The sequence below is a fragment of the Dyella sp. genome, from assembly GCF_051954575.1.
GTDB lineage: Bacteria > Pseudomonadota > Gammaproteobacteria > Xanthomonadales > Rhodanobacteraceae > Dyella_B.
In genome coordinates this window covers 1-26,644 of the sequence record NZ_JBQCHP010000001.1, presented here as the reverse complement: position 1 = coordinate 26,644, position 26,644 = coordinate 1, and the positions used below count along the sequence as shown (strand labels likewise).

Sequence of the window (26,644 nt, the reverse complement as noted above, 5' to 3'; positions counted from 1 at the left end):
GCATAGATCAGAGCATTCCTAGCCGCGGAAGATATCGAACGGCTCCACCTTCAGCACCTTGCGGATGCTGATATAGCTGGACACCGCCGCAATCAGCATCACCATCCCCAGCGCCAGACCCAGGTTGGGCACCGTGATCAGCGCGGCGTAATCGGGCAGGCGCAGGCGTGCCACCATGATCATCAGCGCACACAGGCCGGTGCCCAGGCCGTAGCCGGTGAGGCTGGTGAAGGTCACCTGGAACAGGATCATGTAGGTCAGCTCGTAGCCTTTGGCCCCGATCGCCTTGAGCGCGCCGAACTTGTCCAGGTTCTCCAGCACGAAGGTGTAGAACGTCTGCGCCGAAATGGTCAGGCCCACAATGAAACTGATGATGGTCATCAGCATGATGTTGGTGCCCACGCCGGTCTGGTATTTGTAGAAATCGGCGATGCGCTTGTCGAACTCGTCCTTGGTCAGCGCCAGATAACCAAGCGCCGCCACCTCGCGCTTGATCGCCGGAATGGCCTGGGCATCGGTCGGCTCGGCCAGGATGTAGGAAATGGTGAAGCGCGGATTGGGAATGTATTCGGTGGCGCGCCGATAAGTAGTGTAGAGCGTGGGAATGCCGAACAGGCCGAACGCGTTCACCTTGGCAATGCCCACCACCACGCCGCGATGGTCGTTGAGCTCGAATTCGGCGCCGATCGCCGGTTTGCCCAGCTTTGAAAACTCCGCATCGTCCACCACGATGAATGCGTTCTCGGCGTAGATATCCTGGATATGTCCCTGCTCCAGCGCCGGCCGCCCCACCAGGCTGGTATCGTCCAGGCCCATCACGGTGACCGCCTGGTACGCGCCGCCCTTGAGCTTGACCTGCGCACCGCCGGAGTACAGCGGCACGGCGTAGTGCACGCCGCGAATGCTGCGTACGGCATTGAGCAGGTAATCGGGCATGGGAATGCTGCTGGCCACGGTGTTCACGGCCGGGTCCATGATCCAGATCGTCGCGCCCACGTTGGTGACGGTGGACGCCGAGCGATTCAGGATGCCGGCGAACAGCGAAGTCATCTCCACCATCAGGAACACCGCGAAGGTGATGCCGAGCAGCAAGGCGTAAAACTTGCCGCGATCGTTCACCAGCAATTTGTAGGCAAGCTTGAAGAGGCCGGCATATTTCATGGCCGTGCCTGCTTGTGCTGCGAGGCGCTGGCGATCGGCGCATCGGGTTTCGCTTGGTGCCACCAGCCGCCGCCCAGCGCCACGTATAGCGCGACCGTGTCCTGGTAACGCTGCGCCAATGCCTGCACATAGGCGATGTCGGCCTGCCGGTACTGGGTATCGGCAACCAGCACGTCTACGTAGCCGGCCAGACCGGCCGCATAGTTGGCCTGCACCAGCTCAAGTGCCTGCGCGGCGTCGCGGCGAGCTTCGTCGTTCGCTTGCAAGGCTTCCGCGTCGTGCTGCAACGCTTTGAGCACATCAGCCACCTGCGCGAACGCGGCGAGCACGGTGCTGCGATAATTCTCGAGCGACACCTGATAGGCATCGATCGCCGCCTTGCGATTGAACCAGCGCGTACCGCCCTGGAAGATGGGCGTCTGCACAGAGGCCTGCTCGCTCCAGAACCGGTTTTTGTCCTGGCCCAGATCGCTGCTGTCCTGCGCGGCTGAACCGTAATCCCCGCCCAACGTGATGGATGGAAACAACGCTGCAGTCGCCACGCCGATGTCGGCGCTGGCGCGATGCAAACGTCCTTCCGCCGCGAGTATGTCCGGCCGCTGCCGCACCAGGTCCGATGGCAGGCTGATCGGCAGCGTGGCCGGTAGCCGCAGGTCTTCAAGATGCAGCTCCGGCACACGCGCTTCGCCGGGCGTGTTGCCGAGCAGGCGGTGCAACAGGTGATCGGCCTGGTCGCGCTTGAATTCCAGCGACGCCAGCAGTGCGAAGTTCGAAGCACGCGCACTGCGCAGGCCGAGCAGTTCGCTATAAACCCCGGTACCGGCACGGATACGCGTTTGCACCAGATCGAGCTGCTGGGTCTGCAAGGAAATGAGCTGATGCACAGCCATGATTTCGTCCGCATACGCCTGGCGGGCCAGTGCGGTGTTCACCACGTTGCCGGTCAAGGCCAGATAGGTACCCTGCATCACGTAGCGCTGGGTATCCGCCGCAGCGTGCAGGCCTTCCACGCTACGGCGTTCGCCGCCGAACAGGTCGAGCGCGTAGCTGACCGTCGCGCCCAGCGTAAACAGGTTGAAGATGCCGCCAACGCCGCGCCCGGCCTGCGCGGCGGGCGAAACGCGCTGGCGTGCCGCATCGAAGCCGGCGGTGAGTTGCGGAAAGAAGATGCCCTGCCCTGCGCGCAGATTGTCCTGCGCTTCCTGCAGGCTGGCCTGGGCAGCGCGCAGATCGGGGTTGCCGGCAACGGACTGCAACACCAGCGCGTCGATCGCCGGCGAATGCAATGCGCGCCACCAGCTTGCGCTGACGTCGGCGCCCTCGCGGAAGTGCTGCGTCTGGGCGACGGCGGTCACGTATTCGGGAAGATCGCCGCGCGGCAGATAGCTGGCATCGGCGGGCACCGCGGGCCGCTTGAAATCGGGACCGGCCGCGCACGCGGCAAGCAGCGTTACGAACATCCATGGCAGGCTTGCCTTGCCAACTTGAGGCAAGCCTTTACGGGCCGTGTGCGCGCTACTTCTCGCCCACATACACATCCACCTGCTGCCCTGGATAAATCGTCACGTTGCCCGGCGTCTTGAAACGAAAAATCACCGGCAGCACGCGCAGATCCACCCGTTCCGTGCGTTGATCGGAAAGCTGGATCTTCGGCGTGACGTACGGCTGGATGCGCACGAATTCCAGCGGAATCTTCACGTCGGTGCCGCGCAAGGACATTTGCGCACGGATGTGTTCCACCGAAGGAAGCCGGGTGAGCAGGATCTCGTCGATGAAGCAGCGCACCGAAAGGTAATCCTGCGGCCCGCCCATCACCACCACCGGACCGTAGCCCCGCGTGTACGTGTCGTACGCGCCCTGCGGCGACACGTAGCTGCCCATGGCCGCGTTCATCGCCATCACCACGCCGTCGGCCGGCGCGCGCAAGGTGAATTTCTGCAACAGCGCGCTGGACGATCGGTAAGCCTGTTGCAGCGCGTTGTATTGCGCTTCCTGATTGTGGATGTCGTACGTCCACGCGCCCGCCTTGATCAGGCTGTATTGCCGGCGCGCGTAGTCCAGGTTCGCCTGCGCGACTTGCAAGGCATCGCGTGCGCTGTCCAGCGCATCCTTGCTTACCGAACGCGGATCGATTCCAAACGCATGCTGCTGCTTTTCATAGGCATCGCCGGCGGTCTTCACACCGGCCTGCGCTTGCGCAACCTGCGCGGCGGCCACGTCCAGCGTTTCCTTGCGCGGCTCGGCTTGCAGCGCCTGCAGCTGCGCCAGCGCCGCTTCGGCCTGATGTTGCTGTTGCGCGGCCAGCGCCTGCTGCACGGAATCGTCGATCGATACCAACGGCTGGCCGGCCTTGACCCGGTCGCCCTCGCGCACATGGATCTGCGTGATGCGCCCGGATACATCGGGATAGATAGCGATGTTCTCGCCGCTGCCCTGGTAGCTCTCCACGATGCCGTTGGTATAGATGCCGCTGGCGTACGGATTGGTCGGTGGCGTGAATACTGGCGGCAGCGCCGGCTTCTGCCGGCCGTAGATGTACGCGCTGACCAGCGCGAACAGCAAGCCGCAGCCGGCCAGGCCGAAGATGATCCTGGTGTTCATGAGTTGGGGCTCGCGTGGTCGGTGATGCGCCCGTCTTCCATGTGCATCACGCGGTCGGCAAATTCGAAGATGCGCGCGTCGTGCGTGACGATCAGAATGCAGCGCCGGGCATTGAGCACGTGTTCGCGCACGAACTGCAGGATCATGCGTCCGGTATCGCCATCGAGCGAGGCGGTGGGTTCGTCCAGAATGAGCAGTTCCGGATCGCCCACCAGCGCCCGGGCGATCGCCACGCGCTGCTGCTCGCCGCCGCTGAGTTTTACCGGCGGCAGCGCGGCGCGGTTCTTCAAGCCGACAATCTCCAGCGCCTGCTCGCCCTTGGCCACCGACGCGTCCCAGTCCTGGTGGCGCAACACCAGCGGGATGGCGACGTTCTCGGCCGTACTCAGGCGCGGGAAGAGGTGAAAATCCTGGAACACGAAGCCGATGGTCTGCAGCCGGAACTCCGCCAGCTCATTGGCGCTCATCTGCCACAGGTCGGCGCCCTTCACGCTCACCGCGCCCGCGCTCGGCCGCAGGATGCCCGAGATCATGCTCAGCAGTGTCGTTTTGCCGCTGCCGGAAGGCCCGACGATGAACAGGATCTCCCCGTAGCGCGCCTGGAAGGTCGCGTCGCGCACGGCGACCGTAACCGCCGCGCCTTCGCCGAAGGATTTGGTCAGGCCCGTGGCATGAATGGCGATATCGTCCATGCCGGTACTGTAGAAAGCGCACCCGCGGGGCGGTTTGAGCGAAATCAAGTCGTTCCGGCACGGCTGCGCGGCCTTGAACGGTGGCGTATGCTTGCCGCATCCAAGGCACGTCATTCGAAACAAGGTCCGGATGGTTATCTCACCTAACCCTGCTTCGCCGATACCCCAACACGTGCTGGTGGTGGACGACGACGCCGAGATTGCGCACATCCTCAGTCGTTATTTCACCAGCAACGGGTTCCGGGTCACCACCGCCAGCGACGGCGTGCAGATGCGTCGCATCGTCGATGCCGAACCGGTCGACATCGTCATGCTAGACCTGGGGCTGCCCGGCGAAGATGGCCTTAGCCTGACGCGCCATTTGCGCGAGCATTGGCACGGCCCGGTGATCATCGTCACCGGGCGCGGAGAGTCGGTGGATCGCGTGGTCGGCCTGGAATTGGGTGCGGACGACTACGTCACCAAGCCGTTCGACCTGCGCGAGTTGCTGGCGCGCGTGCGCAGCGTATTGCGCCGGTTTTCGAACGCGCCCCCCAAGGCCGCCGCAGCGGGCGTGGCACGGACGCGCTATGCCTTCGAAGGCTACGTGCTGGACATCCAGTCGCACAGCCTGATCAGTCCGGACGGCGAACCGATCGCGCTCACCAGCGGCGAATTCACCCTGCTGCGCGTGCTGGTGGAACAGGCCAACAAGGTGCTCAGCCGCGACCAGCTGATGACGCATATCCATGGCCGCGACGCCGGCCCCTACGACCGCTCGATCGACGTGCAGATCGGCCGCCTGCGGCGCAAGATCGAGCCCGATCCGGCCAATCCGCAGCGCATCAAGTCGATCCGCGGCGCCGGCTACCTTTTCTCACCTGTCGTGCAACGCCTATGAACGACAACGCTTCTTCCCAGGTTTCCGACGCCAGCCTGTTCCGCGCGCTGTTCGAGACCGCGCCGGACGCGATGATCGTCACGGACGCACATGGTGTGATCGTGCTCGCCAACGCGCATGCCGAGCGCTTGTTCGGCTACGGCAGCGGCACGCTGGCCGGCCTCAAGGTGGAGGCGCTGCTGCCGGCAGCGGCACGACAGGCGCACGTTGCGCATCGCACGCATTACATGGCCCATCCGCGCGTGCGCCCGATGGGCGCGGGCAACGAATTGGTCGGCGTGCGGGCTGACGGCCAATCTTTTCCGGTGGAAATCGGCTTGAGCCCGGTCGCCTCGTCGCTGGGCACGCTGTTCGCCGCGTCGATCCGCGACATCTCCGAAACGCAGCGCGCGCGCCAGGCTTTGGAACGTGCACGCTTCGATGCGGTAGTGGCGCAAATCAGCCGGCGCCTGCTGGAAGCGTCGCATGACGAACAGGCGATCGGCGAAATACCCCGGCTGATCGCCTCTACGCTGGGCATTTCCACCGCGGCCATCATGCTGATCGACCCGCGTCACGTCGGCTTGCTGGTACCCGCTGCAGTCGGACTGCCGGAACAGGTGCTGGCCGACATCGCGCGCAACGCGGCGTTGCAGGCGATCGCCATCGGCGAAGCCCCAACGCAGATCACCGTCATCGACAGCCTCAGGACTATCTGCCCCGCCCTGGCCGACGGCTTCACCGATGCCGCCGTGGCGCCATTGCTGGATCGGCGCGGACCGATGGGGCTGCTGTTGGCGTTGTCGCACGAACACGGTTCGTTCGATCGCGACCGGCAGCAATTCCTGCAGTCGGTCGCCAACATCCTGGCGGCGGCGATCCAGCGCGGGCGCAGCGAAGAACAGCTCGCGCATGCGCAACGCCTGGATGCGCTGGGCCAGCTCACCGGCGGCATCGCGCACGATTTCAACAACCTGCTCACCGTGATCTCCGGCAACCTGCAGCTACTGGAAGCGGATGCGCCGGAAGATCCGGCCACGCGCGAGACGCTGGAAAGCGCTTCCCGCGCGGTGGACCGCGGCGCGGCGCTGACGCGCAAGCTGCTGGCCTTCTCCCGCCGCCAACATTTGTTGCCGCGAGCCGTGCGCACGGTGCAACTGCTGGCCGATCTCAGCGACATGCTTGGCCGCACACTGGGCGAACGCATTTCGGTGATGGCCGAGTGCGCCAGCGATGTGCCGGCCGTGTACGCCGACCCGGGCGAACTGGAAGCCGCATTGCTCAACCTGGCCTTGAACGCGCGCGACGCCATGCCGCGCGGCGGACGCCTTTCCATCACCGCGCATCCCCACCAGGTATCCAGCGCCGATGCCGACGCGCGCCTGGCGCCGGGTTCCTATGTGATGTTCGCCGTGGGGGATACCGGCGAAGGCATGCGACCGGAAATCCTCGCGCATGTGCTGGAACCCTTCTTCACCACCAAGGGCGTCGGCAAAGGCAGTGGCCTGGGCTTGAGCATGGTGTACGGCTTCGTGAAGCAATCGGGCGGGCACCTGAACATCGAAAGCCAGGTCGGTCACGGTACGCGCGTGGAGCTGTATCTGCCGGTGGCCACCACGGCATCGGCGGACGACGCACCGGTACCGCAGTCGCGCAAGGGCCACGAGACCGTGCTGGTGGTGGAAGATGAAGCCGAGGTGCGGCGCGTCGCCGTCGCCTTCCTGCGCACGCTGGGTTACATGCCGCTGGAAGCCAGCGACGCCGAAACGGCATTGCGGCTGTTGTCCACGCAACAAGGCATCGATCTGCTCTTTACGGATGTCGTACTGGGCGGCGACATGACCGGGTTCGAGCTGGCGGCCAAGGCGCGCGAGCAGAACATGCATCTGCCGGTGTTGTTCACGTCCGGCTACGAATATGCCTCGCTGGGCATCGATCCGCACACCTTCGGCACGTTCGAGTTGTTGCGCAAACCCTACCGGCGCGAGCAGCTCGGCAGTGCGGTGCGCCGGGTGCTGGATCGCGAATCGATCTGAACCTGTTGCCCTAATGCGCGGCCCCTGCCAGGGCGCGCAATCCTTCCACATCGAGCACTTGCACTTCGCGGCGCTGCACGGTGATGACGTTCAGTTCGTCCAGCCGCGACAAGGCACGGCTGACGGTTTCGTGCTTGAGCGCCAGGAAGCTGGCCATGTCGATGCGGCTCATGCGCAGGATGAAATGCTTTGCGCTGAATCCCAGGCGGGCGTAGCGCGCGGCCACATCCAGCAGGAAGGCCGCCACGCGGCGTTCGGCCGCCAACGTGCCGAGCATCAGCATCCACGAGCGGTCGTTGCGGATTTCCGCGGCCAGCGCGGCGGTGATGCGCGCATGCAATTCCGGTTCATGCAGGCAAGCGCGCAGCACGGCCGGATAGGGCAGTTCCCACGCTTCGCTATCTTCCAGCGCGATCACGTCGCAGGAATAGGTCTTGAGGCCGATCGATTCCACCCCGATCAATTCGCCGCGCATGCGAAAACCGGTCACCTGTTCGCGTCCGTCGTCGGCCAGCTCGCAGGTTTTGTAGGAACCGGCATGCACCAGGTAGATCGCCTGGAACGGCTGCCCCACGTGATAGATGCCCTGCCCGGCGGCATGCTTGCAGCGGCGCACCGGCACGTGCTGGCGCAAGGCCTCGATATCGATGCCGATCTCATCGCTGGCCAGCGCCAGCATGGCGCACGGCTTTCCCGTGGGTATGGCGCGGACGGCGGGTGCTAGTGCGGTCATGTCAGTTCCCCAAAAAGCCCTGGTTGGCTGTGTGGGGTTCACTCTAGGGTTGGCGCGTAACCACAAAAGGACGGCTCGGCAACCGTTTGTAACACTGTGTAACGAGCGCGGCCCGGCTTGACGCGCATCAAGCGCCAGGCCCCGCTCCGCTCCAGCATGGATCCTGAGCTTCGGGAGAAAACACCATGCGCGCCGCAGATATCGGAACCCGCCGCGTCATCCAGTTGAACGAAACCGCCAGCATCCGGCAGGCCGCCTGCACGATGCGGCAGCACGACGTCGGTTGCGTGGTCGCCACCAAGAACACGCTGCTTGGCGTATTGCCCAGCGGCATCCTGACCGACCGCGACCTGGCGGTGCGCATCCTGGCGGGCGAGAAGGATGAAGACCAGCCCCTTGGCGGTGTCGAATCCGCACCGCTGGCGGTATGCCGTCCCGACGCCACCATCGACGAACTGATCGACATCATGCTCGGCAGCCACGTGCGGCGCTTGCCGATCGTGGACGATGATGGCCGGCTGATCGGCATCGTCTGCCTGGACGACGTAATGGCGGCACTGGCCGAGCTGATGCTGCGGGTGTCGCGCGCTGCGATCGGCGAACGGGAATTGGACGATGCAGCGTATGCGGAGCAGGAAGAGCTATCTCCCGCGCCGGCGGCTGACGAGCAGAAGCTGCAGCAGGCTTGAGGATGTTCCTATGGCGAATGATGGCCCCCTCCCCTGCGCGCAGGGGAGGGCTGGGGTGGGGTTGTCCGAGCTTGCCGCATGGTTGAAGCGCATCGCGAGATTGCTTCACCCCACCCTAACCCTCACCCCGGGACCAGGTCCGGGGCAGGCTCTACTGCACGCAGGGGAGGGATTGCATTCCGGTAAACCGAAATTCGACGAACCCTCAATGCGCCACCAGCACCGGCAGCTTCGCATGCTGCAAAACATATCGGGTGGTGCCGCCCAAAATCAGCTCGTTGATGCGCGAATGCCCCCACGCGCCCATCACCAGCATATCCGCCTGCATCGCAGTCGCCTGCTCGAGCAACGCTTCGCCCACACGCGCCGAAGCCGGAAATTTCAGCGCCGCGTGCAAGCGAACGCCCTGCCGCTTCAACCAGGCGTCAACCGGCAACGGTGGCGGCGCTACGCCCGGCAGCTCGTTGGTCGAGCCATCCGCCAGGCTTACCGTTTGCGCTTCACGCAGGAACGGCAGCGCGGCGCGCAAGGCGCGCATCGCTTCCTGCGTGCTGTTCCACGCCACCAGGATGCGCATCGCCCGGAACGATGATGTGCAGCCAGCCGGAACCAGCAGCATCGGCGATGCCGACGAGAACAGTGCGCGCGTGATGTAATCCATGCCGCTGGGAAGCGCGCCGCCACCGTTCGGAAGGCGGCATACGGCCAGGTCCGCCATGCACGAGCGCCGCGCCAGCACCGGCACGTACACGCCACGGATCACTTCCCATGCGCCATCAACGCCATGACTGCGACATTTTTCCAGCCACCACACATCGCGGGCGCGGGCGTCTTCCTCTTCCGATTCCAGCACCGCGACGACATCCGGTATCGCCATGGTCGAAGGGATGACCTCGATGATGTTCAGGCCGGTAACGAACGCGTTGTGGCGGCTTGCCAACGCCATGCCCACTTGCACGGCCGGATCGTCGTCACGCATGTTTTCCACATTGACGAGCAGTTCGAGCATGGTCTTGTCCCTTCTGCACTGGCATGGGATCAACTTCCCTCAACTGTCTCGAACCCGCATTGATGTGCATCAAATCGGCGCATTGCGCGCGCAAGTCGCCTTCAGTTGATCGCCGTCAACTGCCGCTTGGCAAGATCCGGCTAAAACCTTATGCACGTTTCCTGACATCAGCAAGCGAGGTTCTGGCCATGTCTCCCAACGCCCACCAGCCTTCCGTCGAAGCACTCTCCCCCGCACTGGAGGGTGATCACTGGATCGAACCGCTGCGCGATGGCACGCGCGTGTTGATCCGACCGCTGCGCGAGCAGGACCGCGGCCTCGAAGAAGCGTTCATCCGCGAGTTGTCGTCCGAGGCGAAGCGCTATCGCTTCCTGGGCGACTTCAAGGAACCGGACAAACGGATGGTCGACCGGCTGATGCATGTGGACTACGAGCACGACATGGCCTTCGTGGCCCTGGCGCACGACAACGGCCGCCTGCGTGAAGTAGGTATCAGCCGCTATTCGGCCACCGGGGACGGCAGGCAATGCGAGTGCGCCATCACGGTGGCCGACGACTGGCGGCACCGCGGGCTGGCCGTGTTGCTGATGCGGCACCTGATCGAGGTGGCCCGAAAGCACCATTTCAAGCGGATGTTCTCGATCGACGACAACACCAACGAGCCCATGCGGGAACTGGCCGGTTTCCTGGGGTTTGCGTGCGAGTCGAATCCGGGCGACCCCAGGACGGTGGTCTATTCATTGCCCTTGTAACCGGCGCTGGAGTGTTCTCATGACCATTGAAGTCTCCCATCCCTCGATCGCAAGTGCGACCGCCCCGCTGCAAGCACCAGCGCGCTTCTACGACGTGCTCGCCCTGGCGACATCCGTGGCGCCTTGGAGTCCCGCGGTGGTGGCCGCCATCGAGATCGCGGCGCTATGGAACAGCAACGTGACCGGCTGCTATGTGCCGGGCAACCTGCGCGATCAACGCGCGCTGGAGGACGAACCCACCGTACTGAGCTTGCTGATCGACAAGGATGACGACTGCCTCGCCGATGCGTCGGCCTTCCAGGCTTTCGCGCGCAGCCACGGCGCAACCCACGCGTCATGGATGGTCACGCGTACGGCGATTGCGCCGACACTGCGCAAGCTCGGCGCCTGGCACGACCTGGCGGTGCTGGAACGCGACATGGTGGAGCAGACGCGCATCTTCGACATCCTCGGCGAAGCCATGCTGAGCAGCCGCGTGCCCTGCCTGGTGTTGCCACCGAACTGGAACCGCCCGCTCTCGTTCGAACGCATCGTGGTCGCCTGGAACGGCAGCATCGAATCCACTCGCGCCATGCACCACGCCCTGCCGCTGTTGCTGCTCGCCAAATCCGTCACCCTGATCGACGGCCATATCCGCACTGCGCACAGTGGCGATATGGGCGTGATCGAACCCGATCCCATGGTTTACCTGATGCATCACGGCATCACCGTAAAGATGCACTACCTGGACGTCGCCGCTGAAAAGGCCGGCGAGGCGCTGCTGCAAAAGGCGCGCGAGGCCCATGCGGACCTGCTGGTGATGGGCGGCTATGGCCACTCGCGCATTCGTCAGCGCGTGCTGGGCGGGGCGACGCGTCATGTGATGGCGCATGCTGGTATCCCGGTATTTATGCAGCACTGAGGATGGTAGTGCCACACAGTGCGTAATCGTTCATGCCACCTCATCGTCATTCCGGCGCAGGCCGGAATCCATCTATGCCCATGCGGGGTACATGTCTACGCAACGGTGAGCATGGATTTCGGTCTGCGCCCTCTGCTGTCCGGGGAAAATTTGCACACGGCTTGCGGAAATAGCTAAAACCCTCGTCATTCCAGCGAAAGCTGGTATCCAGTGACTTGCACAGAGGCAGCAAGCAGATCAACGGAGCGCGTACGAGGCCACTCAACGGCAAACCAGCACCGGAATATCGGCACAACCGAGCACCTTGTTGGTCTCGCTACCGAGCACCACACGATCCAGCCCGGTGCGTCCATGCGTTCCCATCACGATCAGATCGCAATCGTATCGGCGCGCAGCACCCAGGATGGCGGTATACGGGCGTTGATCGAACGCGTAGTCGCCTTCGAACGGCACGCCCTCCTGCTCGGCCAGCGCGCGAACCTGATCGAGCTTGCGCTGGGCGCGGCCGATCGCGTGATGGTGGTAGTCGTCCGGAGCGTGACGGATCAGATCCGAAAAATGAGCGACGGCCGCCAGCGGCGCCAGCACGTGGTACGCATGCACTCGCGCGCCGAGGCTCTTGGCCAGCGCGATGCCGAGCTGCGCCGCGCGCAGCGATTGCTCCGAGCCGTCCGTGGGCAGCAGGATGTTCTTGAACATGGCGCTCCCCTTCACTTGCGCGCATCGATAATCAGGCTGGCCACCAGCGCCAGCACGCTGATGCCACAGATCCACTCGGCAATGGACCAGATGGATTCGTAACCGCGGACGATGCTGACCAGGCCGCTGGCCACTGCAATCAGCAGGAAGCAGACGGATAAATTGGAGAACGCGGGTTCCGACGAATGGGTTTTCATACGTTGTCTCCGCAGCGCATTGACCTGATCACAGGCTAGAAAAATCGCCCGGCGGGAATGTTGATGTCGATCAACTGGAAAACGGCCTCCGTGTCATCCATTTGACGACGATCAATACGCTTGCAACTTGAAGTCCCATCATCATCCTCAACGCACTCCAGCAAATGTGCCATGCGATATACGCCAGAGGTTCCACCCATGTCCGTCGTCCCCGAAGTCTCATCGGCCCCAAGCAGCGTGCAACCTGAAGGGTTGTTTCAACGCATCCTGCTGCCGATCGACGGCTCGGAGCTGTCGCTGCGTGCACTCGCCACCGGTCTGGAGCTGGCCAAGACCTTCGGCGCGAAAGTGCTGATCCTGCATGTGGTACCGCCGTTCAACTCCGTCGCCTACATGACCGAGTTCCTGGCCGCGACCGAACTGCGCTACAGCCAGCATGCGGTGCAAAGCGCTTCGCGCTATCTCGATCAGGCCACGGAACTGGCCAGGCAGGCGCAGGTTCCGTGCGAATGCCACTACGTTTTCGGCGAACGCCCCAGCGAAGCGATCGTAGCCGCCGCCGACGAACACCACTGCGACCTGATCGTGATGGCCACGCACGGCCGCAGCGGCCTCAACCGGCTGGTGCTGGGCAGTGAAACGCAAAAGGTGCTGATGCGTAGCCGCGTGCCGGTACTGGTCTGTCGTTAGCCCGGCATGACGTCCGCCCGCGAACCACCGCCCCATCCCGAAGCCAACATACCGTCGCCGGCGACGGCAGATCCTGGCCACGGAACGCGTGAACCTTCGTGGAAAAAGCTGAAGCTCCATCCGTTGGCCCACGTCGGCCCCGGCCTTATCACGGGCGTCGCCGACGACGATCCCAGTGGCATCGCCACCTACTCGCAAGCCGGCGCGCAGTTCGGGTTGAACATGTTATGGACCATGCCGCTGAGCTTTCCGATGATGGCGGCCGTGCAATCGATGTGCGCCCTGATCGGACGCGCCACTGGCAAGGGCCTGGCGGCCAACATCAAGCTGGCGTTTCCGCCGGTCGTATTGAAGGCGGTAGTGGCACTGCTGCTGATCGCGAACGTGCTCAATATTTCGGCGGATATCGCCGCCATGGGCGAAGTGGCCGAACTGGTCACCCGGATCAACCGGCACGCCATGACGGCATTTTTCGTCGCCCTCACCCTGATGCTGCAGATTGCCGTGCCGTATCACCGTTACGTGTTCTACCTCAAATGGCTGACGCTTTCGCTGCTCGCCTATGCCGCGGTGCTGTTTACCGTGCACGTGCCGTGGAAGGACGTGGCGTGGCGCACGCTCTGGCCGCATCTTACGTTCGGCAGCGATGCGGCCACCATGGTCGTTGCGGTATTGGGCACCACCATCAGCCCTTACCTGTTCTTCTGGCAAGCTTCTGAAGAAGTCGAAGACATGCGGCTCAGTGCCACGGCGCAACCGCTGGCGCAGGATCCCGCCGCCGGGTCGGCGGAAATGATCCGCATCAAATGGGATACCTGGAACGGCATGCTCTATTCCAACATCGCCGCCTACTTCATCATCCTGGCCACGGCCGTCACGTTGCACGTGGCGGGCGTCACCGACATTACGACCGCGGCGCAGGCGGCTGGTGCGCTGCGGCCACTGGCCGGCGAGCTGGCGTATCTGCTGTTTGCGCTGGGCATCCTCGGTGTCGGATTGATCGGCGTGCCGGTGCTGGCCGGCTCCGCCAGCTACGCCTTGTGCGAAGCGATGGATTGGCAGTGGGGCCTGGAACGCAAGGCCAAGGATGCGCGCGGCTTCTACGGCGTCATCGCGGTAAGCGTGCTGGCCGCGATGATCATTCAATACTCGCCCATCCCGCCTATGAAAGCGTTGTTCTGGAGCGCCGTCATCAACGGCGTGGTGGCGGTGCCGCTGGTCGCCGTGGTCGCATTGCTGGCATCGCGGCGTTCGGTGATGGGCGCATTCACTGCGCCCAAGCCCGTGATCTGCCTGGGTTGGATTACCGCGGCCGTCATGGGTATCGCCACCCTGTGGATGGTGATCCCCGGGCTATTGCACTAGCGGCGATGCCGTTGCATCAAGCGCGACGCCTTCCAGCTCGGCCTGGCCGGCCAGCACGCGCACATATTGACTGAGCGCGTGCGCCTCGGCGTCGCGGCGCAAATCTTCGGCCACGCGCGCGTGCACCTGCTCGAATGGCCACTGCTCGCCGGCAACACGCCGATCCACCGCGACGATATGAAAGCCGAACCGCGTTTTGACGAGCGCCGGCAACAGGCCGAGCGTGCCATCCCCGAAAAGCGCCTGCTCGAACTCGGGCACGGTATCGCCGCGCTGCAGTTGTCCCAGCTCGCCGCCGGTTTTCCCGGATGGGCAATTGGAATGGCTGCGCGCGCGTTCGGCGAACAGCCCAGGTTGCGTGCGCAGCTCGGCCAGCATGGCTTCGGCGATGGCGCGCAAGGATGCCACCGGCGCGCCTGGAGTGATCTGGAAAAGGATATGCCTGGCGAAAACCAGCTCGCCGCTCCGGTAGCGCTGAAGATGCTGCAGGTAATAGCGCCGGCACGCAGCTTCGTCGGGCTCGGGTATGCGCACTTCTTCGGCCAGCACGCGTTCGATCGCCTGCTCGGCGTGTTCAGGCCCGGCACCATCGGCCAACCACCCCAGCGCTAGCGCGCGCTGGCGCAGCAGTTCATGCACGGCGGCCATTTGCGGCGAAGGCCAGTCCTGCTCGGATACGGCAACGCCATTGACGCGCACCGTCATGGATGCACCGTACGCTTGCGCGTGCGCACCAGCTGGTAAGGACGAAACAGATAGGCCAAGGCGCCGGCGCCGCTCCATATGTGCACCATGCGCGTGAACGGCGAGATCAGGAAAATGGTGAAACCCAGCAGGATATGCAGGCGATAAACCCATGGCGTCTCAACCAGCAGTGTTGCGACACCGCTCTGGAAGGTAACGATACCTTTCACGTAGCTGGTGAGCCGCTCGAATTCCGCGCCATCCATGTGCTGTGCCGACAGCGGCACGGTGAGCAAGCCGAGCAGCAACTGCAGCCACAACATGCACACCACGGCGATGTCCCACTTGCGGCTGTTGCGGCGGATGCGCGGATCGGCCAGGCGCCGATACAGCAGCATGCTCAATCCGATGATCGCCACGGCGCCGGCCACGCCGCCTCCCGCCATGGCCAGCAACTGGTGTTGCGCGGGACTCATCGCCCAGTCGATCGCCCAATGCGGCATCAGGAATCCCACGAAGTGCCCAAGCACGACTACCAGGATGCCGTAATGAAAGAGATTCGACCCGAGCTTCAACTGCCCTGCCCGCAACATCTGCGAAGAATCGCTTTTCCAGGTGTACGGCTCGCGGTCGAAACGCACCAGGCTTCCCAGCAGCAGTACCGACAGGCAGATGTACGGATAGATGCCGAACAGGAACAGGTGCAGGCTGGTGGCGTCGTTCATGTCAGTCTCGTCGTGGATGCGCCATTAGCGGCGAAAATCGCTCGGGCGGCATGGCGGCGCCCGGTCGTTGGCGAAAGCCGGACGTTCTTCCCACGTGGCGTCCAGGTTTTCCGGTGGCGGAATGGGCGCGTGCGGGTCGAGCCCTTCCACGCGCGCCAACTCCAGCAGTGCGCCGAACACGCCGGCGTAGCGGCTGCGACGGTGCAGCAGGCGATTGCCGACCGCACGCAGTATGTGCGCGCAATCGCCGAGCGTCTCGCGCATTTCCGCTACGTCGCGGCAGCTCAAGTATTCCAGCAGCACCGGAAGGTGATCGGGCAGCTCGTTACCGCTCGGTTCCAGCCCGGCGTCCAGATAGCGCTGTCGCAGGTCAAGCATCGCCGCGCCACGTTCGCGTCCGTCGCCGTGCACGTGCTCGAACAGGTTCAGCGAAGTGCTGCGTCCGCGATCGAACAAGTCCACGAAACGCGCCTCGGCGTCGAGCGGATCGCTGTGTGAAAGCTCATCGATCAGCGCAAGCAGTTCATCGCGTGTCGTGGCATTCACATCGCTCACCGTGCGCACCACGGCGCCGATGTCCGGCAATGCGGCGCGAAGATCGGCCTGCGGATAGGAAAGCAGAGCCGATAGCGCGCGCAGGACCAGGGAGTGATCGGTGCGCATATCAGGTGTCGTCCAGCATGCGGATCGGAATGATTTTGCGCCGGCCCATGCGCCCGCCGAACAGGCTGGATTTGGTTTCCACGCCATCGCAGCCATTGCCGAAGCTGAAGCCGCAGCCGCCGCGCAAGGCATACGCGTGCTCCGCCTCTTCGCGATGCGCCGTGGGTATCACGAAGCGATCTTCGTAATTGGCGATCGCCAGGTAGCGATGCATGGCATCGACGGTGGCCTCATCCAGGCCGTTTTCCTGTAGCAGCGACGGCGCCGGAATCTCACCCAGCTGCTTGGCGCGGAACCAGGCCCGCATCGCCAGCATGCGTTTCAAGGCATGGGTGACGGGCGCTTCGTTGCCGGCGGTAAGCAGGTTGGCGAGATAGCGCACCGGAATGCGCAGGGCATCGACATCGGGCACGCCTTCCCTGCTTTCGATCGCGCCCGCGTTGGCGTGCGCCTGGATCGGCGACAGCGGCGGCACGTACCACACCATCGGCAGCGTGCGATATTCGGGATGCAAGGGGAAGGCGATTTTCCATTCCACCGCCATCTTGTAGACCGGCGATTGCTTGGCCGCTTCCAGCCACGCTTCCGGCACGCCATCGGCCAGCGCCTGGCGCTGTACCTGGGGATCGTTCGGATCGAGGAACACGTCGAGCTGCGCCTGATAGAGGTCGTGCGGGTTTTCCACCGCCGCCGCGCCGTTGATGCGGTCGGCATCGTAAAGCAGTACGCCCAGATAGCGGATGCGTCCCACGCAGGTTTCCGAACAAACCGTGGGCATGCCCGCTTCGATGCGCGGATAGCAGAAGGTGCATTTCTCCGCCTTGCCCGAGGTCCAGTTGTAATAGATCTTCTTGTATGGACAGCCGGACACGCACATGCGCCAGCCGCGGCACTTGTCCTGGTCGATCAGCACGATGCCATCCTCTTCGCGCTTGTAGATCGAACCCGACGGGCACGACGCCACGCAGGCCGGATTGAGGCAGTGCTCGCACAGGCGCGGCAGGTACATCATGAAGGTGTTTTCGAACTGGCCGTAGATGTCTTTCTGGACCGCTTCGAAGTTGTAGTCGGCGCTGCGCTTGTCGAATTCGCCGCCGAGGATTTCCTCCCAGTTGGGACCCCATTCGATCTTGTCCATGGTGCGCCCGCTTACCAGCGAGATGGGCCGCGCGACGGGCGCGGTAGGCAGCTCCGGCGCGGTCTGCAGGTTTGCGTAGTCGAAGGTGAACGGCTCATAGTAATCGTCGATGTCGGGCAGTTTCGGATTGGCGAACATTTTCGCCAGTATCGCCAGGCGGCCACCTTGCTTGGGTTGCAGGCGCCCGTTCGGCTTGCGTACCCAGCCGCCATGCCAGCGCTCCTGGTTTTCCCAATCTTTCGGATAGCCGATGCCGGGCTTGGTTTCCACGTTGTTGAACCATGCGTATTCCATGCCTTTGCGCGAGGTCCAGACGTTCTTGCAGGTGACCGAACAGGTGTGGCAACCGATGCACTTGTCCAGGTTCAACACCATGGCGATTTGCGCGCGGATCTTCATGCCATGTCCTCATGTTGCGCCTCGCGCTGCACGCGGTCCATCCAGTCCACCTTGGCCATCTTGCGCACGATCACGAATTCGTCGCGATTGGAGCCGACCGTGCCGTAATAATTGAAGCCCCAGCTCAGCTGCGCGTAGCCGCCGATCATGTGCGTGGGCTTGAGCACGGTGCGCGTCACCGAGTTATGGATGCCGCCGCGCATGCCGGTGATTTCCGAGCCGGGCACGTTCACGATTTTCTCCTGCGCGTGGTACATCATCACCATGCCTTCCTGCACGCGCTGACTCACCACCGCGCGTGCGGTGATGGCGCCGTTGATATTGAACAGCTCGATCCAGTCGTTGTCTTCGATGCCGCCGCGCTTGGCATCCACTTCGGACAACCACACGATCGGTCCGCCGCGGGATAGCGTGAGCATGATCAGGTTGTCGGTATAAGTGGAATGGATGCCCCACTTCTGATGCGGCGTAATGAAGTTCAGTGCAAGCTCCGTGTGGCCATTGTCGTACTTGCCATGCATGGAGATCACCGAGCGCGTGTCGATCGGCGGGCGGTACAGCGCGAAACCTTCGCCGAAATCGCGCAGCCATGCGTGATCCTGGTAGAACTGCTGCCGGCCGCTGAGCGTGCGCCAGGGAATCAGCTCGTTCACGTTGGTCCAGCCGGCGGTGTAGCTGACGTGCTCGCTCTCGATACCGGACCAGGTCGGCGAACTGATGATCTTGCGCGGCTGCGCCTGGATGTCGCGGTAGCGGATCTTTTCGTCCTCGCGTGCTTCGGCAAGATGGCGATGATCGCGGCCGGTGATTCGTGACAACGCTTCCCACGCCTTCACCGCCACCTTGCCGTTGGTTTCCGGCGCAAGCTGCAGGATCGTCTCGGCTGCATCGATGTCGCTGACGATGCGCGGGCGGCCTTTGGCAGGACCGTTTTCAACGAGATAATTCAGCTCGCCCAACCCGCGCACTTCCTCTTCGGTACGCCAACCGATGCCCTTGCCGCCATTGCCCAGCTTGTCCATCAATGGACCGAGCGCGGTAAAGCGCGCATAGGTCGCCGGATAATCGCGCTCGACGAACGCGATATTGGGCGCGGTCACGCCCGGCACCAACGCGCACTCGCCCTTCTTCCAGTCGCGCACGTCGAACGGCTGCGCCAGCTCGCCCGCGGTGTCGTGCATGATCGGCGTCAGCACCACGTCGCGTTCCACGCCAAGATGGCCTTGCGCGAGCTCGGAAAAACGCTTGGCGATGGCCTTGAAGATTTCCCAGTCGCTTTTCGATTCCCATACCGGATCCACCGCCGCCGAGAGCGGATGGATGAAGGGGTGCATGTCGGAGGTATTGAGATCGTTCTTCTCGTACCACGATGCGGTCGGCAGCACGATGTCCGAATACAGGCAGGAAGTGGACATGCGAAAGTCCAGCGTCACCACCAGATCCAGCTTGCCTTCCGGCGCCTGCGCATGCCAGGCGACTTCGTCGGGTTTGCGTCCGCCCTCCTCGCCCAGGTCCTTGCCTTGCAAGCCATGGCGCGTGCCCAGGAAATGGCGCAGGAAATACTCGTGCCCCTTGCCGGACGAACCGAACAGGTTCGAGCGCCAGATAAACAGGTTGCGCGGGAAATTGGCGGGGTCGTCCGGGTCTTCGCAGGCCATGCGCAGGTTGCCCGATTGCAGCGCATCCACCACATAGTCGCGCGGGTTGATGCCCGATTGATCCGCTTCGCGCGCGACATCCAGCGGGTTGCGCGCCAATTGCGGCGCCGAGGGCAGCCAGCCCATGCGCTCGGCGCGCACGTTGCAATCGATCAGGCTGTGGCCGTATTTGTCGCGTTGCGCCAGCGGCGACAGCAGCTCGTCGACGTCGAGCTTTTCGTAGCGCCATTGATCCGAATGCGCATAGAAGAACGAGGTACCGTTCATCTGCCGCGGCGGCCGGATCCAGTCCAGCGCGAACGCCAGCGCGGTCCAGCCGGTCTGCGGACGCAGTTTTTCCTGGCCGACGTAATGCGCCCAGCCGCCGCCGGATACGCCGATCGTGCCGCACAGCATCAGCATGTTGATGATGCTGCGGTAATTCATGTCCTGGTGAAACCAGTGATTCATGCCTGCGCCGATGATCACCATCGAGCGGCCGCGCGTCTTTTCGGCGTTCTCGGCGAATGCGCGCGCCACGGCAATCGCATGCTCGGCCGATACGCCGGTGATCGATTGCTGCCATGCCGGCGTATAGGGCACATTGTCCTGGTAGTTCTTCGCGCAGGCTCCGCCGAGGCCGCGATCCAGGCCGTAATGGCCGCACAGCAGGTCGAACACGGTAGCCACCATGCAGTTACCGTCACGCGTCGCCACCCGCCGCGCCGGCACGCGTCGCAGCAGCACGTCGCTTTCCTGCGCATTGTTCGGAAAGTGCTCGTGCGCGACGCCGCCGAAGTAAGGAAACGCCACATCCAATGCGTGGTCGCAGTGATGGATCTGGCTGAGCGCCAGTTCGAACGGCGTACCGTCCGCGGCCTTTTGCTCCAGGTTCCATTTGCCGCGATCGGTACTCTCCTGCCCCGGCCAGCGAAAACCGATCGCGCCTTGCGGCACCACCGGCTTGCCGTCCGCGTCGAATGCAACCGTTTTCCAGTCGGCGTGCTCGGGACTGCCAAGCGCATCGTCAAAATCACTGGCGCGCAGATAGCGGTCGGGAACCCAGCGCTCGCCGTCGCGGCGCAACGTCACCAGTAACGGCAGGTCGGTGTATCGGCGGCAATAGTCCTGGAAATAATCGCTTTGACGATCAAGGAAGAACTCACGCAGCACCACGTGCCCCATCGCCATCGCCAGGGCCGCGTCGGTGCCTTGCTTGGGATGCAGCCACAGGTCCGACAGCTTCGCCACTTCCGCGTAGTCGGGCGTGATCGCCACCACGCGCGTGCCGTTGTAGCGCGCCTCGACGAAGAAATGCGCGTCAGGCGTACGTGTCTGCGGTACGTTGGAGCCCCACGCAATGATGTAGCCGGCGTTGTACCAATCCGCCGATTCGGGCACGTCGGTCTGCTCGCCCCAGGTCTGCGGGCTCGACGGCGGCAGATCGCAGTACCAGTCGTAGAACGACAGCAGCGTGCCGCCGATCAGGCTGAGGTAACGTGCGCCGGCCGCATACGACACCATCGACATGGCCGGGATCGGCGAGAAGCCCACCACGCGGTCCGGCCCGCGATGCTTCACGGTGTGCACGTTGGCGGCGGCGACGATTTCCAGCACTTCGTCCCATGCCGCGCGCACGAAACCACCCAGGCCACGCGCGGCCTTGTAATCCTTCGCGCGCGGATCGGCCATCAACGCCGCCCACGCGTCCACTGGCGCCATCGTTTTGCGCGCTTCGCGCCAACGCCGCAGCAGGCGCCCTCGCACCATCGGATATTTCAGGCGATTGGCACTGTACAGGTACCAGGAATACGACGCACCGCGCGAACATCCACGCGGCTCATGGTTCGGCATGCCTGCGCGTGTGCGCGGGTAATCGGTCTGCTGCGTTTCCCAGGTCACCACGCCGCCTTTCACGTAGATCTTCCAGCTGCACGAGCCAGTGCAGTTCACCCCGTGCGTGGAGCGCACGATCTTGTCGTGCTGCCAGCGGTTGCGGTAGCCGTCCTCCCATTGGCGATTTTCCGTGCGCACCTCGCCGAGCCCGTCCGCGAACGCTTCGCGATGCTGCGAGAAATAGCGCAGGCGGTCGAGGAAATGGCTCATGGGCTGCTCCAGGCGAATCAGGATTGCGAAGGTGTCTGACGGCCGCGGAAATCGACGCGCCGCACTTCAGTGAAATAGATCAGGATCAACGACACCCACACGATGCCGTACAACAGCATGAAGGCGCTGGAACGGATGCCAAGCAGATCGAGCAAGCCGCCCCACAGGATAGGCAGCAAAAAACCGCCCAGGCCGCCGGCCAATCCGACGATGCCGGTGACGATGCCGAGCGATCCGGAAAAATCATCGCCCAAGTACTTGAACGTGGACGCCATGCCGAATGCCAGCGCAACGCCCAGCACGAACAGCAAGGGCGTAAACATCCACAGGCCAAGCCCCATGTGGAAATTGGCCGGCCCGCGGATGGTCTGCACGACCAATTGCGTCTGCGGATACGACAGCAGGAACAATGCGATCCACGCCAGCCACAATACCCACCAGGTAAGTGCATGCGCACCGAACCGGTCGGACAATGCACCGCCCACCGCGCGCAATGCGCCGGCCGGCAGCGAGAAGCAGGCCGCCATGGCGGCAGCGGTGGCAATGCCCAGCCCGTATTCACCGGCAAAGTACTGCGGCATCCACACCGACAGCGCCGTGAAGCCACCGAACGTCAGCGAGTAATACTGGCAATATTTCCATACGCGCGGATCGCGCAATACCTGCAACTGCTGCTTCAGGCTCGGTGCCCGCTGCCCGCCCACACCCGGATCGGGCGCCGACAACAGCCAGAAGATGGCTGCGGTAACCAGCAAGGCGATCGCATAGATGCGTGGCACCGCACGCCAGCCGTGTGCATTGACGATGATCGGCGCCACGAACATGTTGAGCGCGGCGCCACTGGTGCCGGCGCCGAAGAATCCCATCGCGAAACCGCGCCGGTTGGCCGGAAAAAAGCGCGCCACATACGGCGTGCCCACGGCGAAGGAAGCGCCTACCGCGCCAAGGCAAAGACCGATCGCCAGGAACTGCCACAACGCCGCGGCATAGGTCACCAGCCACACCGGAATCGCCGCTACCACCAGCAGGATGGTCATGACGATGCGACCGCCGAAGCGATCGGTCCAGATACCCAGGGGCAGCCGCAACAGCGCGCCACTCAAGATCGGCGTGGCAGTCAGCAGACCGAATTCCGTGGCATTGAGGTTCAGTTCGTGGCGTATCGGAATACCGATCACACCGAATGCCATCCACACAGCGAAGCACACGACAAATGCAAACGTACTGGCGAACAGCACTCTGTATGCAACGCCCATGCCCCTGTTCCCTTGCAAGACAGAATCCAGCTTTAAGCGGCGACTAGTTCCGCATCCCAGGCGCGCGCCCTGCGAAAAATTTACCGGGAAGCCGTCATCGGAACTTGATCGAGATCAAATTGCCGCCGCATGGCATCGTAATGCGGCCAACCTTCGGCCTGGGCTCGTTAAGTAAAGGTGACGGACGCGTCAAGGCGTAACGAGCGAGCTTGCATACCACCGCAAGACCCAGCGTCTTAACCACTGCCCGGCGTCCGCTTTTCCGCATTCCCCGTGTCGCGTTCGTCCGCGCGGTCGCGCTTGTTGTCGGACGCTTCGTTTTTCCGGTCGCGCTGCAACTGGGGCTTGGCGTCGCGGTCGGCGTTCTCGAGATTGTTGCGATCGCCACTCTGCGCAGGGTGGGTGTGGTGCGTATTCATAAGTCCATCTCCCTGTCGTCATGCCTCTGCCGGCTCCAACTTCACCTTGATCCAGCCCGGCTCGTGTTCGTCGAAGGCCTTGTAAGCGTCGATGCCTGCCTTGAGCGGTTCCTTTTGCGAAATGATGCGCGTCGGGTCGACCTTTCCCGACGCAATGAGATCCAGCAACATCGGTACGTACTTGCGATGATTGCAGTTGCCCATGCGAAGGGTCAGGTTCTTGTTCATCGCCTTGCCGATCGGGAACGTGGTGAACTCCAGCGGATAGACGCCGATGATCGAAAGCGTGCCGGCCTTGGCGAGCATCTCCACGGCCCAGTCGAGCGCCGTCTTCGGTGCGTTGCCGGCTGCAAACGCCTTGTCTTTTTCACGATCGGTGCCGGGTTTTTCGGCATCGATACCCACTGCGTCAATGACTCGATCGGGGCCGATACCGCCAGTCAGCGCACGGATGGTTTCCACCGGATCTTCGCGATCAAAGTCGACGATTTCGGCGCCGAGTTCGCGCGCCTTTTCCAGCCGGTCGCTTTCGTGATCCACGGCGATGATGCGCCCGGCCGACATCAGATGTGCGCTCAGGATCGTCGCCAAACCAACCGGGCCGCAGCCCAGCACCACCACCACATGACCGGGACGGATATCCGCCAGTTCGGCGCCGAAGTATGCAGTGGGGAAAATGTCCGATACCAGGATGGCCTGATCGTCCGTGACCGCATCGGGGATCCGCACCATTCCTATGTGCGCGAACGGCACGCGCGCTTTTTCCGCCTGCAATCCATTGAACGGCCCGGTAGCTTCCGGACCACCGAAGAACGCCGTGCCTGCCTGCTTGCCGTTCGGATTGGCGTTGTCGCATTGCGAGTAATAACCCGCCCTGCAGTAGACACACGATCCACATGCAATGGTCGAGCAGATCACCACGCGATCGCCGGGCGCGAAGTTGCGAACGTGCTCACCCACCTGCTCGACAACGCCGACGCCTTCGTGCCCAAGGATGGTGCCCGGTTTTACGCCTTTGAAGGACTGGCGCACGAAATGCAGATCCGTGCCGCAAATGGCTGAGCCCGTCAGCCGGACAACGGCATCCGTGGGCGCTTCGAGCTTGGGCTCGGCGACATTTTCAGAACGAATGTCGCCTTCTCCGCGGTAGACGATCGCTTTCATGGGCTTTCCTGTCGCTGCAGCGCTGGATGATCAGGATCGCCTTACGGCGGTGAATGGGATGACCAATCAATATCGCCATAAGGTGATGAACCACGCGGGCGCAGCCATGGGAAAGCGCACTTGGTGACTGCCCCTCGCCTTATTACTATGGCGCCCACGTCCGCGATCAATGGCCTGTATGGAGCAACGGAAGATGCATACGACTCGCCTTACGCACCAGATGGCAACACGCATCGCGAGGAGCATTCTTGCGGCGTGCCTTTCTGTTCCATTGGCCGCGGCATCGGCGACGGACCTTCAAACGCCGGAACCCATGCGTTGGGCGCCGACCGGCATTGCCAGCCCGCTATTTGAATCCCACGCGGCCTTCGATCCCGTCACTGGCGATTTGCTGTTCGTGCGCAGCGCAAAGGATTTCACCGGATGGCATCTGTTGCAGAGCCATTGCGGCGCATCCGGATGGACAAGCCCACAGCCGCCTCCGTTCGCGGCCGCCGGCCTTGAAGCCGATCCGTTTTTCACCCCCGATGGCCGGTGGCTGTATTTCATTTCCACTCGCGCAACCGGGAGCATGCACAGCAAGGATCTCGATATCTGGCGCATGCAGCGCCGCGCCGACGGCAGCTGGGCTGCGCCTGAGCGATTGCCCGAGCCGGTCAATTCCGCCTGGGCCGAATGGTTTCCTCGTCCTGGGCCGGATGGCTGGCTGTACTTCGGTTCCAGCCGTCCCGGCGGCTACGGCAAAACGGATATCTGGCGCGCGCGGTCCGACAGCAAGGGGCGCTGGCGCGTGGAGAACCTGGGCCCGTCCATCAACAAGCCTGGAAATCAGTACGAGCCATTGCCCTCACCCGATGGCAAATGGCTGCTTGTCGAGGCGGACGACGGCTATTTCGAATCCACGCGCCAGGGCGATGGCTGGTCGCCGCGCCGGCGCCTTGGCTCGCAGATCAATGCGAACGGCAGTGAAATCGGTGCGCTTTTTTCGCCTAGCGGCCACAGCCTTTTGTTCGCGCGTGACATCAAAGGCCATGACTCGGGCGAGTTTTTCGTCTGGCGCTTGCAGGGTGACGAACCTTGGCCGTCGCAATGCCCTCGCCGACCAGCTCGCTCCTGACCCGCAAGGGCTGCAAGCGCCTCACTGTGGGGCTTGCCTTAATGCACTGATATCGAAACGGAAGGATTGCGCCGTTCCACATGCCCTACGCGCCGTGCAACCAGCGCCAGCAGCATGGCTGCGCCACTGGCGACGCCGGCGATGATCACAAAGAACGCATCGTGCGGCAGCTTGCTCCACAGGGTGCCCAGCGATCCTGCAAACAAGTTCCCGAAAAACCCAGCGAAGTACCACAGCGCAATGCAGGTGGCGCGCAAGCCTTCGGGCGCCATGCGGCCGAACAGGCCCAGGCCGGTCGGCAGTATGTACAGCTCGCCCAGGGTCATCAGCACGAACCAGCCCGCCAGCCACGCCCAATGCGCGTGCGCGGCATGTGCTTCGGTCCAACCGGTTACCGCGGCCAGCATCAGATACGAAAGACTCACTACCGCCGCGCCGAAGGCCATCTTGTAGAGCAACGGCGTCTCCACGCCGCGCCTGGCCAGGCGATCCCAGCGCGCCACCAGCAATGGTGTAAGCAAGAACACGGAGAACGGATTGAGCGCCTGGAACCACGCCATCGGAATGCTCCAACCCGGACCGATCTGGCGGTTCACATCCGCATCCACCCATAGCGCAATGGTATTGCCGACTTGCTCATACGCGCCGCGAAACACCATCACGATGGCCGCAACGCCCATAAGAAACAACAAGGATCGCCGGTGCGGCGCCCATGCTGCAGGTTGTCGTGATGAGGCCGGCTCCATGCGTGCGGGCTCGGGCGGCAGATGGGAGGAGCCCACCAGGTAAATGACGAGCGAGGTGACCATGCCGATACCCGCCATCGCAAAGCCCCAATGCCAGCCATGGCGCTCGCCCAGAAAACCGCATACCAGCGGTGCGACAAAGGCGCCGAGGTTCACGCCGGCGTAGTAGATGTTGTAGGCGATCTTGCCGCGCGGATCGTCGTCGC

General features: G+C 63.4%; 25 protein-coding genes. 8 read left to right on the top strand and 17 right to left on the bottom strand.

Translation table 11 applies throughout. The features are described from left to right. Positions 1-18 precede the first annotated feature (18 nt). From ACTHNE_RS00125 to ACTHNE_RS00110, 4 genes are read right to left on the bottom strand one after another with little or no spacing between them, the layout of a single operon-like run. A complete protein-coding gene (locus ACTHNE_RS00125; RefSeq protein WP_440268258.1) occupies positions 19-1,161 on the bottom strand; it encodes an ABC transporter permease in 1,143 nt (380 codons plus the stop codon). After that, positions 1,158-2,621, bottom strand: a complete 1,464-nt coding sequence (locus tag ACTHNE_RS00120; RefSeq protein WP_440268257.1) for an efflux transporter outer membrane subunit — start codon at positions 2,619-2,621, stop codon at positions 1,158-1,160. Before ACTHNE_RS00120 ends, ACTHNE_RS00125 begins: the two co-directional genes overlap by 4 nt. A 55-nt stretch (positions 2,622-2,676) precedes the next feature. Next, positions 2,677-3,762, bottom strand: a complete 1,086-nt coding sequence (locus ACTHNE_RS00115; protein WP_440268256.1) for an HlyD family secretion protein — start codon at positions 3,760-3,762, stop codon at positions 2,677-2,679. Next, the gene (locus tag ACTHNE_RS00110) at positions 3,759-4,454 is read right to left on the bottom strand and encodes an ABC transporter ATP-binding protein (RefSeq protein ID WP_440268255.1); all 696 of its coding nucleotides are present in this window, start codon (positions 4,452-4,454) and stop codon (positions 3,759-3,761) included. The genes ACTHNE_RS00115 and ACTHNE_RS00110 overlap by 4 nt, the downstream gene beginning before the upstream one ends. 130 nt (positions 4,455-4,584) lie before the next feature. Between ACTHNE_RS00110 and ACTHNE_RS00105 the strand changes: the two genes are divergently transcribed. After that, positions 4,585-5,334: a response regulator gene (locus ACTHNE_RS00105; RefSeq protein WP_440268254.1), complete on the top strand. Its 750-nt coding sequence runs from the start codon at positions 4,585-4,587 to the stop codon at positions 5,332-5,334. Beyond that, positions 5,331-7,349, top strand: a complete 2,019-nt coding sequence (locus ACTHNE_RS00100; RefSeq protein WP_440268253.1) for a PAS domain S-box protein — start codon at positions 5,331-5,333, stop codon at positions 7,347-7,349. Before ACTHNE_RS00105 ends, ACTHNE_RS00100 begins: the two co-directional genes overlap by 4 nt. Before the next feature lie 10 nt (positions 7,350-7,359). Here the strand turns inward: ACTHNE_RS00100 and ACTHNE_RS00095 are convergent, their stop codons facing one another. Further along, positions 7,360-8,082 (bottom strand): Crp/Fnr family transcriptional regulator, encoded by a 723-nt coding sequence (locus tag ACTHNE_RS00095; protein ID WP_440268252.1) that lies wholly within the window; start codon positions 8,080-8,082, stop codon positions 7,360-7,362. 185 nt (positions 8,083-8,267) lie between these two features. Here ACTHNE_RS00095 and ACTHNE_RS00090 point away from each other — a divergent pair, with 185 nt between their 5' ends. After that, positions 8,268-8,771 carry a CBS domain-containing protein gene (locus ACTHNE_RS00090; RefSeq protein WP_440268251.1) on the top strand — a complete coding sequence of 168 codons (504 nt, stop codon included), beginning with the start codon at positions 8,268-8,270 and terminating at the stop codon, positions 8,769-8,771. A gap of 205 nt (positions 8,772-8,976) precedes the next feature. On the opposite strand, the gene ACTHNE_RS00085 is transcribed toward ACTHNE_RS00090, so the two are convergent. Beyond that, positions 8,977-9,780: a universal stress protein gene (locus ACTHNE_RS00085; RefSeq protein WP_324946484.1), complete on the bottom strand. Its 804-nt coding sequence runs from the start codon at positions 9,778-9,780 to the stop codon at positions 8,977-8,979. 62 nt (positions 9,781-9,842) lie between these two features. On the opposite strand from ACTHNE_RS00085, the gene ACTHNE_RS00080 reads away from it, so the two are divergent. Both ACTHNE_RS00080 and ACTHNE_RS00075 read left to right on the top strand, forming a co-directional pair. Then, a complete protein-coding gene (locus ACTHNE_RS00080; protein WP_324946482.1) occupies positions 9,843-10,532 on the top strand; it encodes a GNAT family N-acetyltransferase in 690 nt (229 codons plus the stop codon). A gap of 19 nt (positions 10,533-10,551) precedes the next feature. Next, entirely contained in the window at positions 10,552-11,433 is an 882-nt protein-coding gene (locus ACTHNE_RS00075) for a universal stress protein (RefSeq protein ID WP_440268250.1), read from the top strand. 261 nt (positions 11,434-11,694) lie between these two features. Here ACTHNE_RS00075 and ACTHNE_RS00070 read toward each other — a convergent pair whose 3' ends face one another. Together ACTHNE_RS00070 and ACTHNE_RS00065 are read right to left on the bottom strand one after the other, a co-directional pair. Next, a complete protein-coding gene (locus tag ACTHNE_RS00070) occupies positions 11,695-12,132 on the bottom strand; it encodes a universal stress protein (RefSeq protein WP_324946477.1) in 438 nt (145 codons plus the stop codon). Between the two features lie 11 nt (positions 12,133-12,143). Continuing rightward, entirely contained in the window at positions 12,144-12,329 is a 186-nt protein-coding gene (locus ACTHNE_RS00065) for a hypothetical protein (protein ID WP_324946475.1), read from the bottom strand. Positions 12,330-12,527: 198 nt separating this feature from the next. Between ACTHNE_RS00065 and ACTHNE_RS00060 the strand changes: the two genes are divergently transcribed. Further along, positions 12,528-13,019 carry a universal stress protein gene (locus ACTHNE_RS00060; RefSeq protein WP_324946473.1) on the top strand — a complete coding sequence of 164 codons (492 nt, stop codon included), beginning with the start codon at positions 12,528-12,530 and terminating at the stop codon, positions 13,017-13,019. A gap of 6 nt (positions 13,020-13,025) precedes the next feature. Then, positions 13,026-14,384, top strand: coding sequence for an NRAMP family divalent metal transporter (locus ACTHNE_RS00055; protein ID WP_440268249.1), 1,359 nt, complete (start codon positions 13,026-13,028; stop codon positions 14,382-14,384). Here ACTHNE_RS00055 and ACTHNE_RS00050 read toward each other — a convergent pair. The 8 genes from ACTHNE_RS00050 to ACTHNE_RS00015 form a co-directional block, all read right to left on the bottom strand. Then, positions 14,373-15,089, bottom strand: a complete 717-nt coding sequence (locus ACTHNE_RS00050; protein ID WP_440268248.1) for a peptidylprolyl isomerase — start codon at positions 15,087-15,089, stop codon at positions 14,373-14,375. The genes ACTHNE_RS00055 and ACTHNE_RS00050 overlap by 12 nt on opposite strands. After that, positions 15,086-15,793, bottom strand: coding sequence for a respiratory nitrate reductase subunit gamma (gene narI / locus ACTHNE_RS00045; RefSeq protein WP_440268246.1), 708 nt, complete (start codon positions 15,791-15,793; stop codon positions 15,086-15,088). The genes ACTHNE_RS00050 and narI overlap by 4 nt, the downstream gene beginning before the upstream one ends. 24 nt (positions 15,794-15,817) lie before the next feature. Further along, positions 15,818-16,456, bottom strand: a complete 639-nt coding sequence (gene narJ, locus ACTHNE_RS00040; RefSeq protein WP_440268245.1) for a nitrate reductase molybdenum cofactor assembly chaperone — start codon at positions 16,454-16,456, stop codon at positions 15,818-15,820. Position 16,457: 1 nt separating this feature from the next. After that, positions 16,458-17,993, bottom strand: coding sequence for a nitrate reductase subunit beta (gene narH / locus ACTHNE_RS00035; protein WP_440268244.1), 1,536 nt, complete (start codon positions 17,991-17,993; stop codon positions 16,458-16,460). Further along, positions 17,990-21,736: a nitrate reductase subunit alpha gene (locus tag ACTHNE_RS00030; protein ID WP_440268243.1), complete on the bottom strand. Its 3,747-nt coding sequence runs from the start codon at positions 21,734-21,736 to the stop codon at positions 17,990-17,992. Before ACTHNE_RS00030 ends, narH begins: the two co-directional genes overlap by 4 nt. Before the next feature lie 17 nt (positions 21,737-21,753). Then, positions 21,754-22,992, bottom strand: coding sequence for an MFS transporter (locus ACTHNE_RS00025; RefSeq protein WP_324946458.1), 1,239 nt, complete (start codon positions 22,990-22,992; stop codon positions 21,754-21,756). A 236-nt stretch (positions 22,993-23,228) separates the two neighbouring features. Beyond that, complete coding sequence (locus tag ACTHNE_RS00020) at positions 23,229-23,411, bottom strand: hypothetical protein (RefSeq protein ID WP_440268242.1); 183 nt, start codon at positions 23,409-23,411, stop codon at positions 23,229-23,231. Between the two features lie 18 nt (positions 23,412-23,429). Continuing rightward, the gene (locus tag ACTHNE_RS00015) at positions 23,430-24,575 is read right to left on the bottom strand and encodes a zinc-dependent alcohol dehydrogenase (protein WP_440268241.1); all 1,146 of its coding nucleotides are present in this window, start codon (positions 24,573-24,575) and stop codon (positions 23,430-23,432) included. Between the two features lie 313 nt (positions 24,576-24,888). On the opposite strand from ACTHNE_RS00015, the gene ACTHNE_RS00010 reads away from it, so the two are divergent. Continuing rightward, positions 24,889-25,692, top strand: a complete 804-nt coding sequence (locus ACTHNE_RS00010; RefSeq protein WP_440268240.1) for a TolB family protein — start codon at positions 24,889-24,891, stop codon at positions 25,690-25,692. A 38-nt stretch (positions 25,693-25,730) separates the two neighbouring features. Here ACTHNE_RS00010 and ACTHNE_RS00005 read toward each other — a convergent pair. Beyond that, on the bottom strand, positions 25,731-26,644 hold a 914-nt coding region (locus ACTHNE_RS00005), incomplete at its 5' end, for a POT-type proton-dependent oligopeptide transporter (protein ID WP_440268239.1).

Bases quoted from the DNA above. Each gene is read 5' to 3' on its own strand.
- ACTHNE_RS00080 (WP_324946482.1), top strand. From the start codon at position 9,843: ATGTGCATCAAATCGGCGCATTGCGCGCGCAAGTCGCCTTCAGTTGAT.
- narI (WP_440268246.1), bottom strand. From the start codon at position 15,793: ATGAACGACGCCACCAGCCTGCACCTGTTCCTGTTCGGCATCTATCCG.
- ACTHNE_RS00075 (WP_440268250.1), top strand. From the start codon at position 10,552: ATGACCATTGAAGTCTCCCATCCCTCGATCGCAAGTGCGACCGCCCCG.
- ACTHNE_RS00070 (WP_324946477.1), bottom strand. From the start codon at position 12,132: ATGTTCAAGAACATCCTGCTGCCCACGGACGGCTCGGAGCAATCGCTG.
- ACTHNE_RS00050 (WP_440268248.1), bottom strand. From the start codon at position 15,089: ATGACGGTGCGCGTCAATGGCGTTGCCGTATCCGAGCAGGACTGGCCT.
- ACTHNE_RS00065 (WP_324946475.1), bottom strand. From the start codon at position 12,329: ATGAAAACCCATTCGTCGGAACCCGCGTTCTCCAATTTATCCGTCTGC.
- ACTHNE_RS00105 (WP_440268254.1), top strand. From the start codon at position 4,585: ATGGTTATCTCACCTAACCCTGCTTCGCCGATACCCCAACACGTGCTG.
- ACTHNE_RS00085 (WP_324946484.1), bottom strand. From the start codon at position 9,780: ATGCTCGAACTGCTCGTCAATGTGGAAAACATGCGTGACGACGATCCG.
- ACTHNE_RS00100 (WP_440268253.1), top strand. From the start codon at position 5,331: ATGAACGACAACGCTTCTTCCCAGGTTTCCGACGCCAGCCTGTTCCGC.
- ACTHNE_RS00020 (WP_440268242.1), bottom strand. From the start codon at position 23,411: ATGAATACGCACCACACCCACCCTGCGCAGAGTGGCGATCGCAACAAT.
- ACTHNE_RS00120 (WP_440268257.1), bottom strand. From the start codon at position 2,621: ATGTTCGTAACGCTGCTTGCCGCGTGCGCGGCCGGTCCCGATTTCAAG.
- ACTHNE_RS00090 (WP_440268251.1), top strand. From the start codon at position 8,268: ATGCGCGCCGCAGATATCGGAACCCGCCGCGTCATCCAGTTGAACGAA.
- ACTHNE_RS00015 (WP_440268241.1), bottom strand. From the start codon at position 24,575: ATGAAAGCGATCGTCTACCGCGGAGAAGGCGACATTCGTTCTGAAAAT.
- ACTHNE_RS00095 (WP_440268252.1), bottom strand. From the start codon at position 8,082: ATGACCGCACTAGCACCCGCCGTCCGCGCCATACCCACGGGAAAGCCG.
- ACTHNE_RS00030 (WP_440268243.1), bottom strand. From the start codon at position 21,736: ATGAGCCATTTCCTCGACCGCCTGCGCTATTTCTCGCAGCATCGCGAA.
- ACTHNE_RS00025 (WP_324946458.1), bottom strand. From the start codon at position 22,992: ATGGGCGTTGCATACAGAGTGCTGTTCGCCAGTACGTTTGCATTTGTC.
- ACTHNE_RS00060 (WP_324946473.1), top strand. From the start codon at position 12,528: ATGTCCGTCGTCCCCGAAGTCTCATCGGCCCCAAGCAGCGTGCAACCT.
- ACTHNE_RS00110 (WP_440268255.1), bottom strand. From the start codon at position 4,454: ATGGACGATATCGCCATTCATGCCACGGGCCTGACCAAATCCTTCGGC.
- ACTHNE_RS00115 (WP_440268256.1), bottom strand. From the start codon at position 3,762: ATGAACACCAGGATCATCTTCGGCCTGGCCGGCTGCGGCTTGCTGTTC.
- narH (WP_440268244.1), bottom strand. From the start codon at position 17,993: ATGAAGATCCGCGCGCAAATCGCCATGGTGTTGAACCTGGACAAGTGC.
- ACTHNE_RS00055 (WP_440268249.1), top strand. From the start codon at position 13,026: ATGACGTCCGCCCGCGAACCACCGCCCCATCCCGAAGCCAACATACCG.
- narJ (WP_440268245.1), bottom strand. From the start codon at position 16,456: ATGCGCACCGATCACTCCCTGGTCCTGCGCGCGCTATCGGCTCTGCTT.
- ACTHNE_RS00010 (WP_440268240.1), top strand. From the start codon at position 24,889: ATGCGTTGGGCGCCGACCGGCATTGCCAGCCCGCTATTTGAATCCCAC.
- ACTHNE_RS00125 (WP_440268258.1), bottom strand. From the start codon at position 1,161: ATGAAATATGCCGGCCTCTTCAAGCTTGCCTACAAATTGCTGGTGAAC.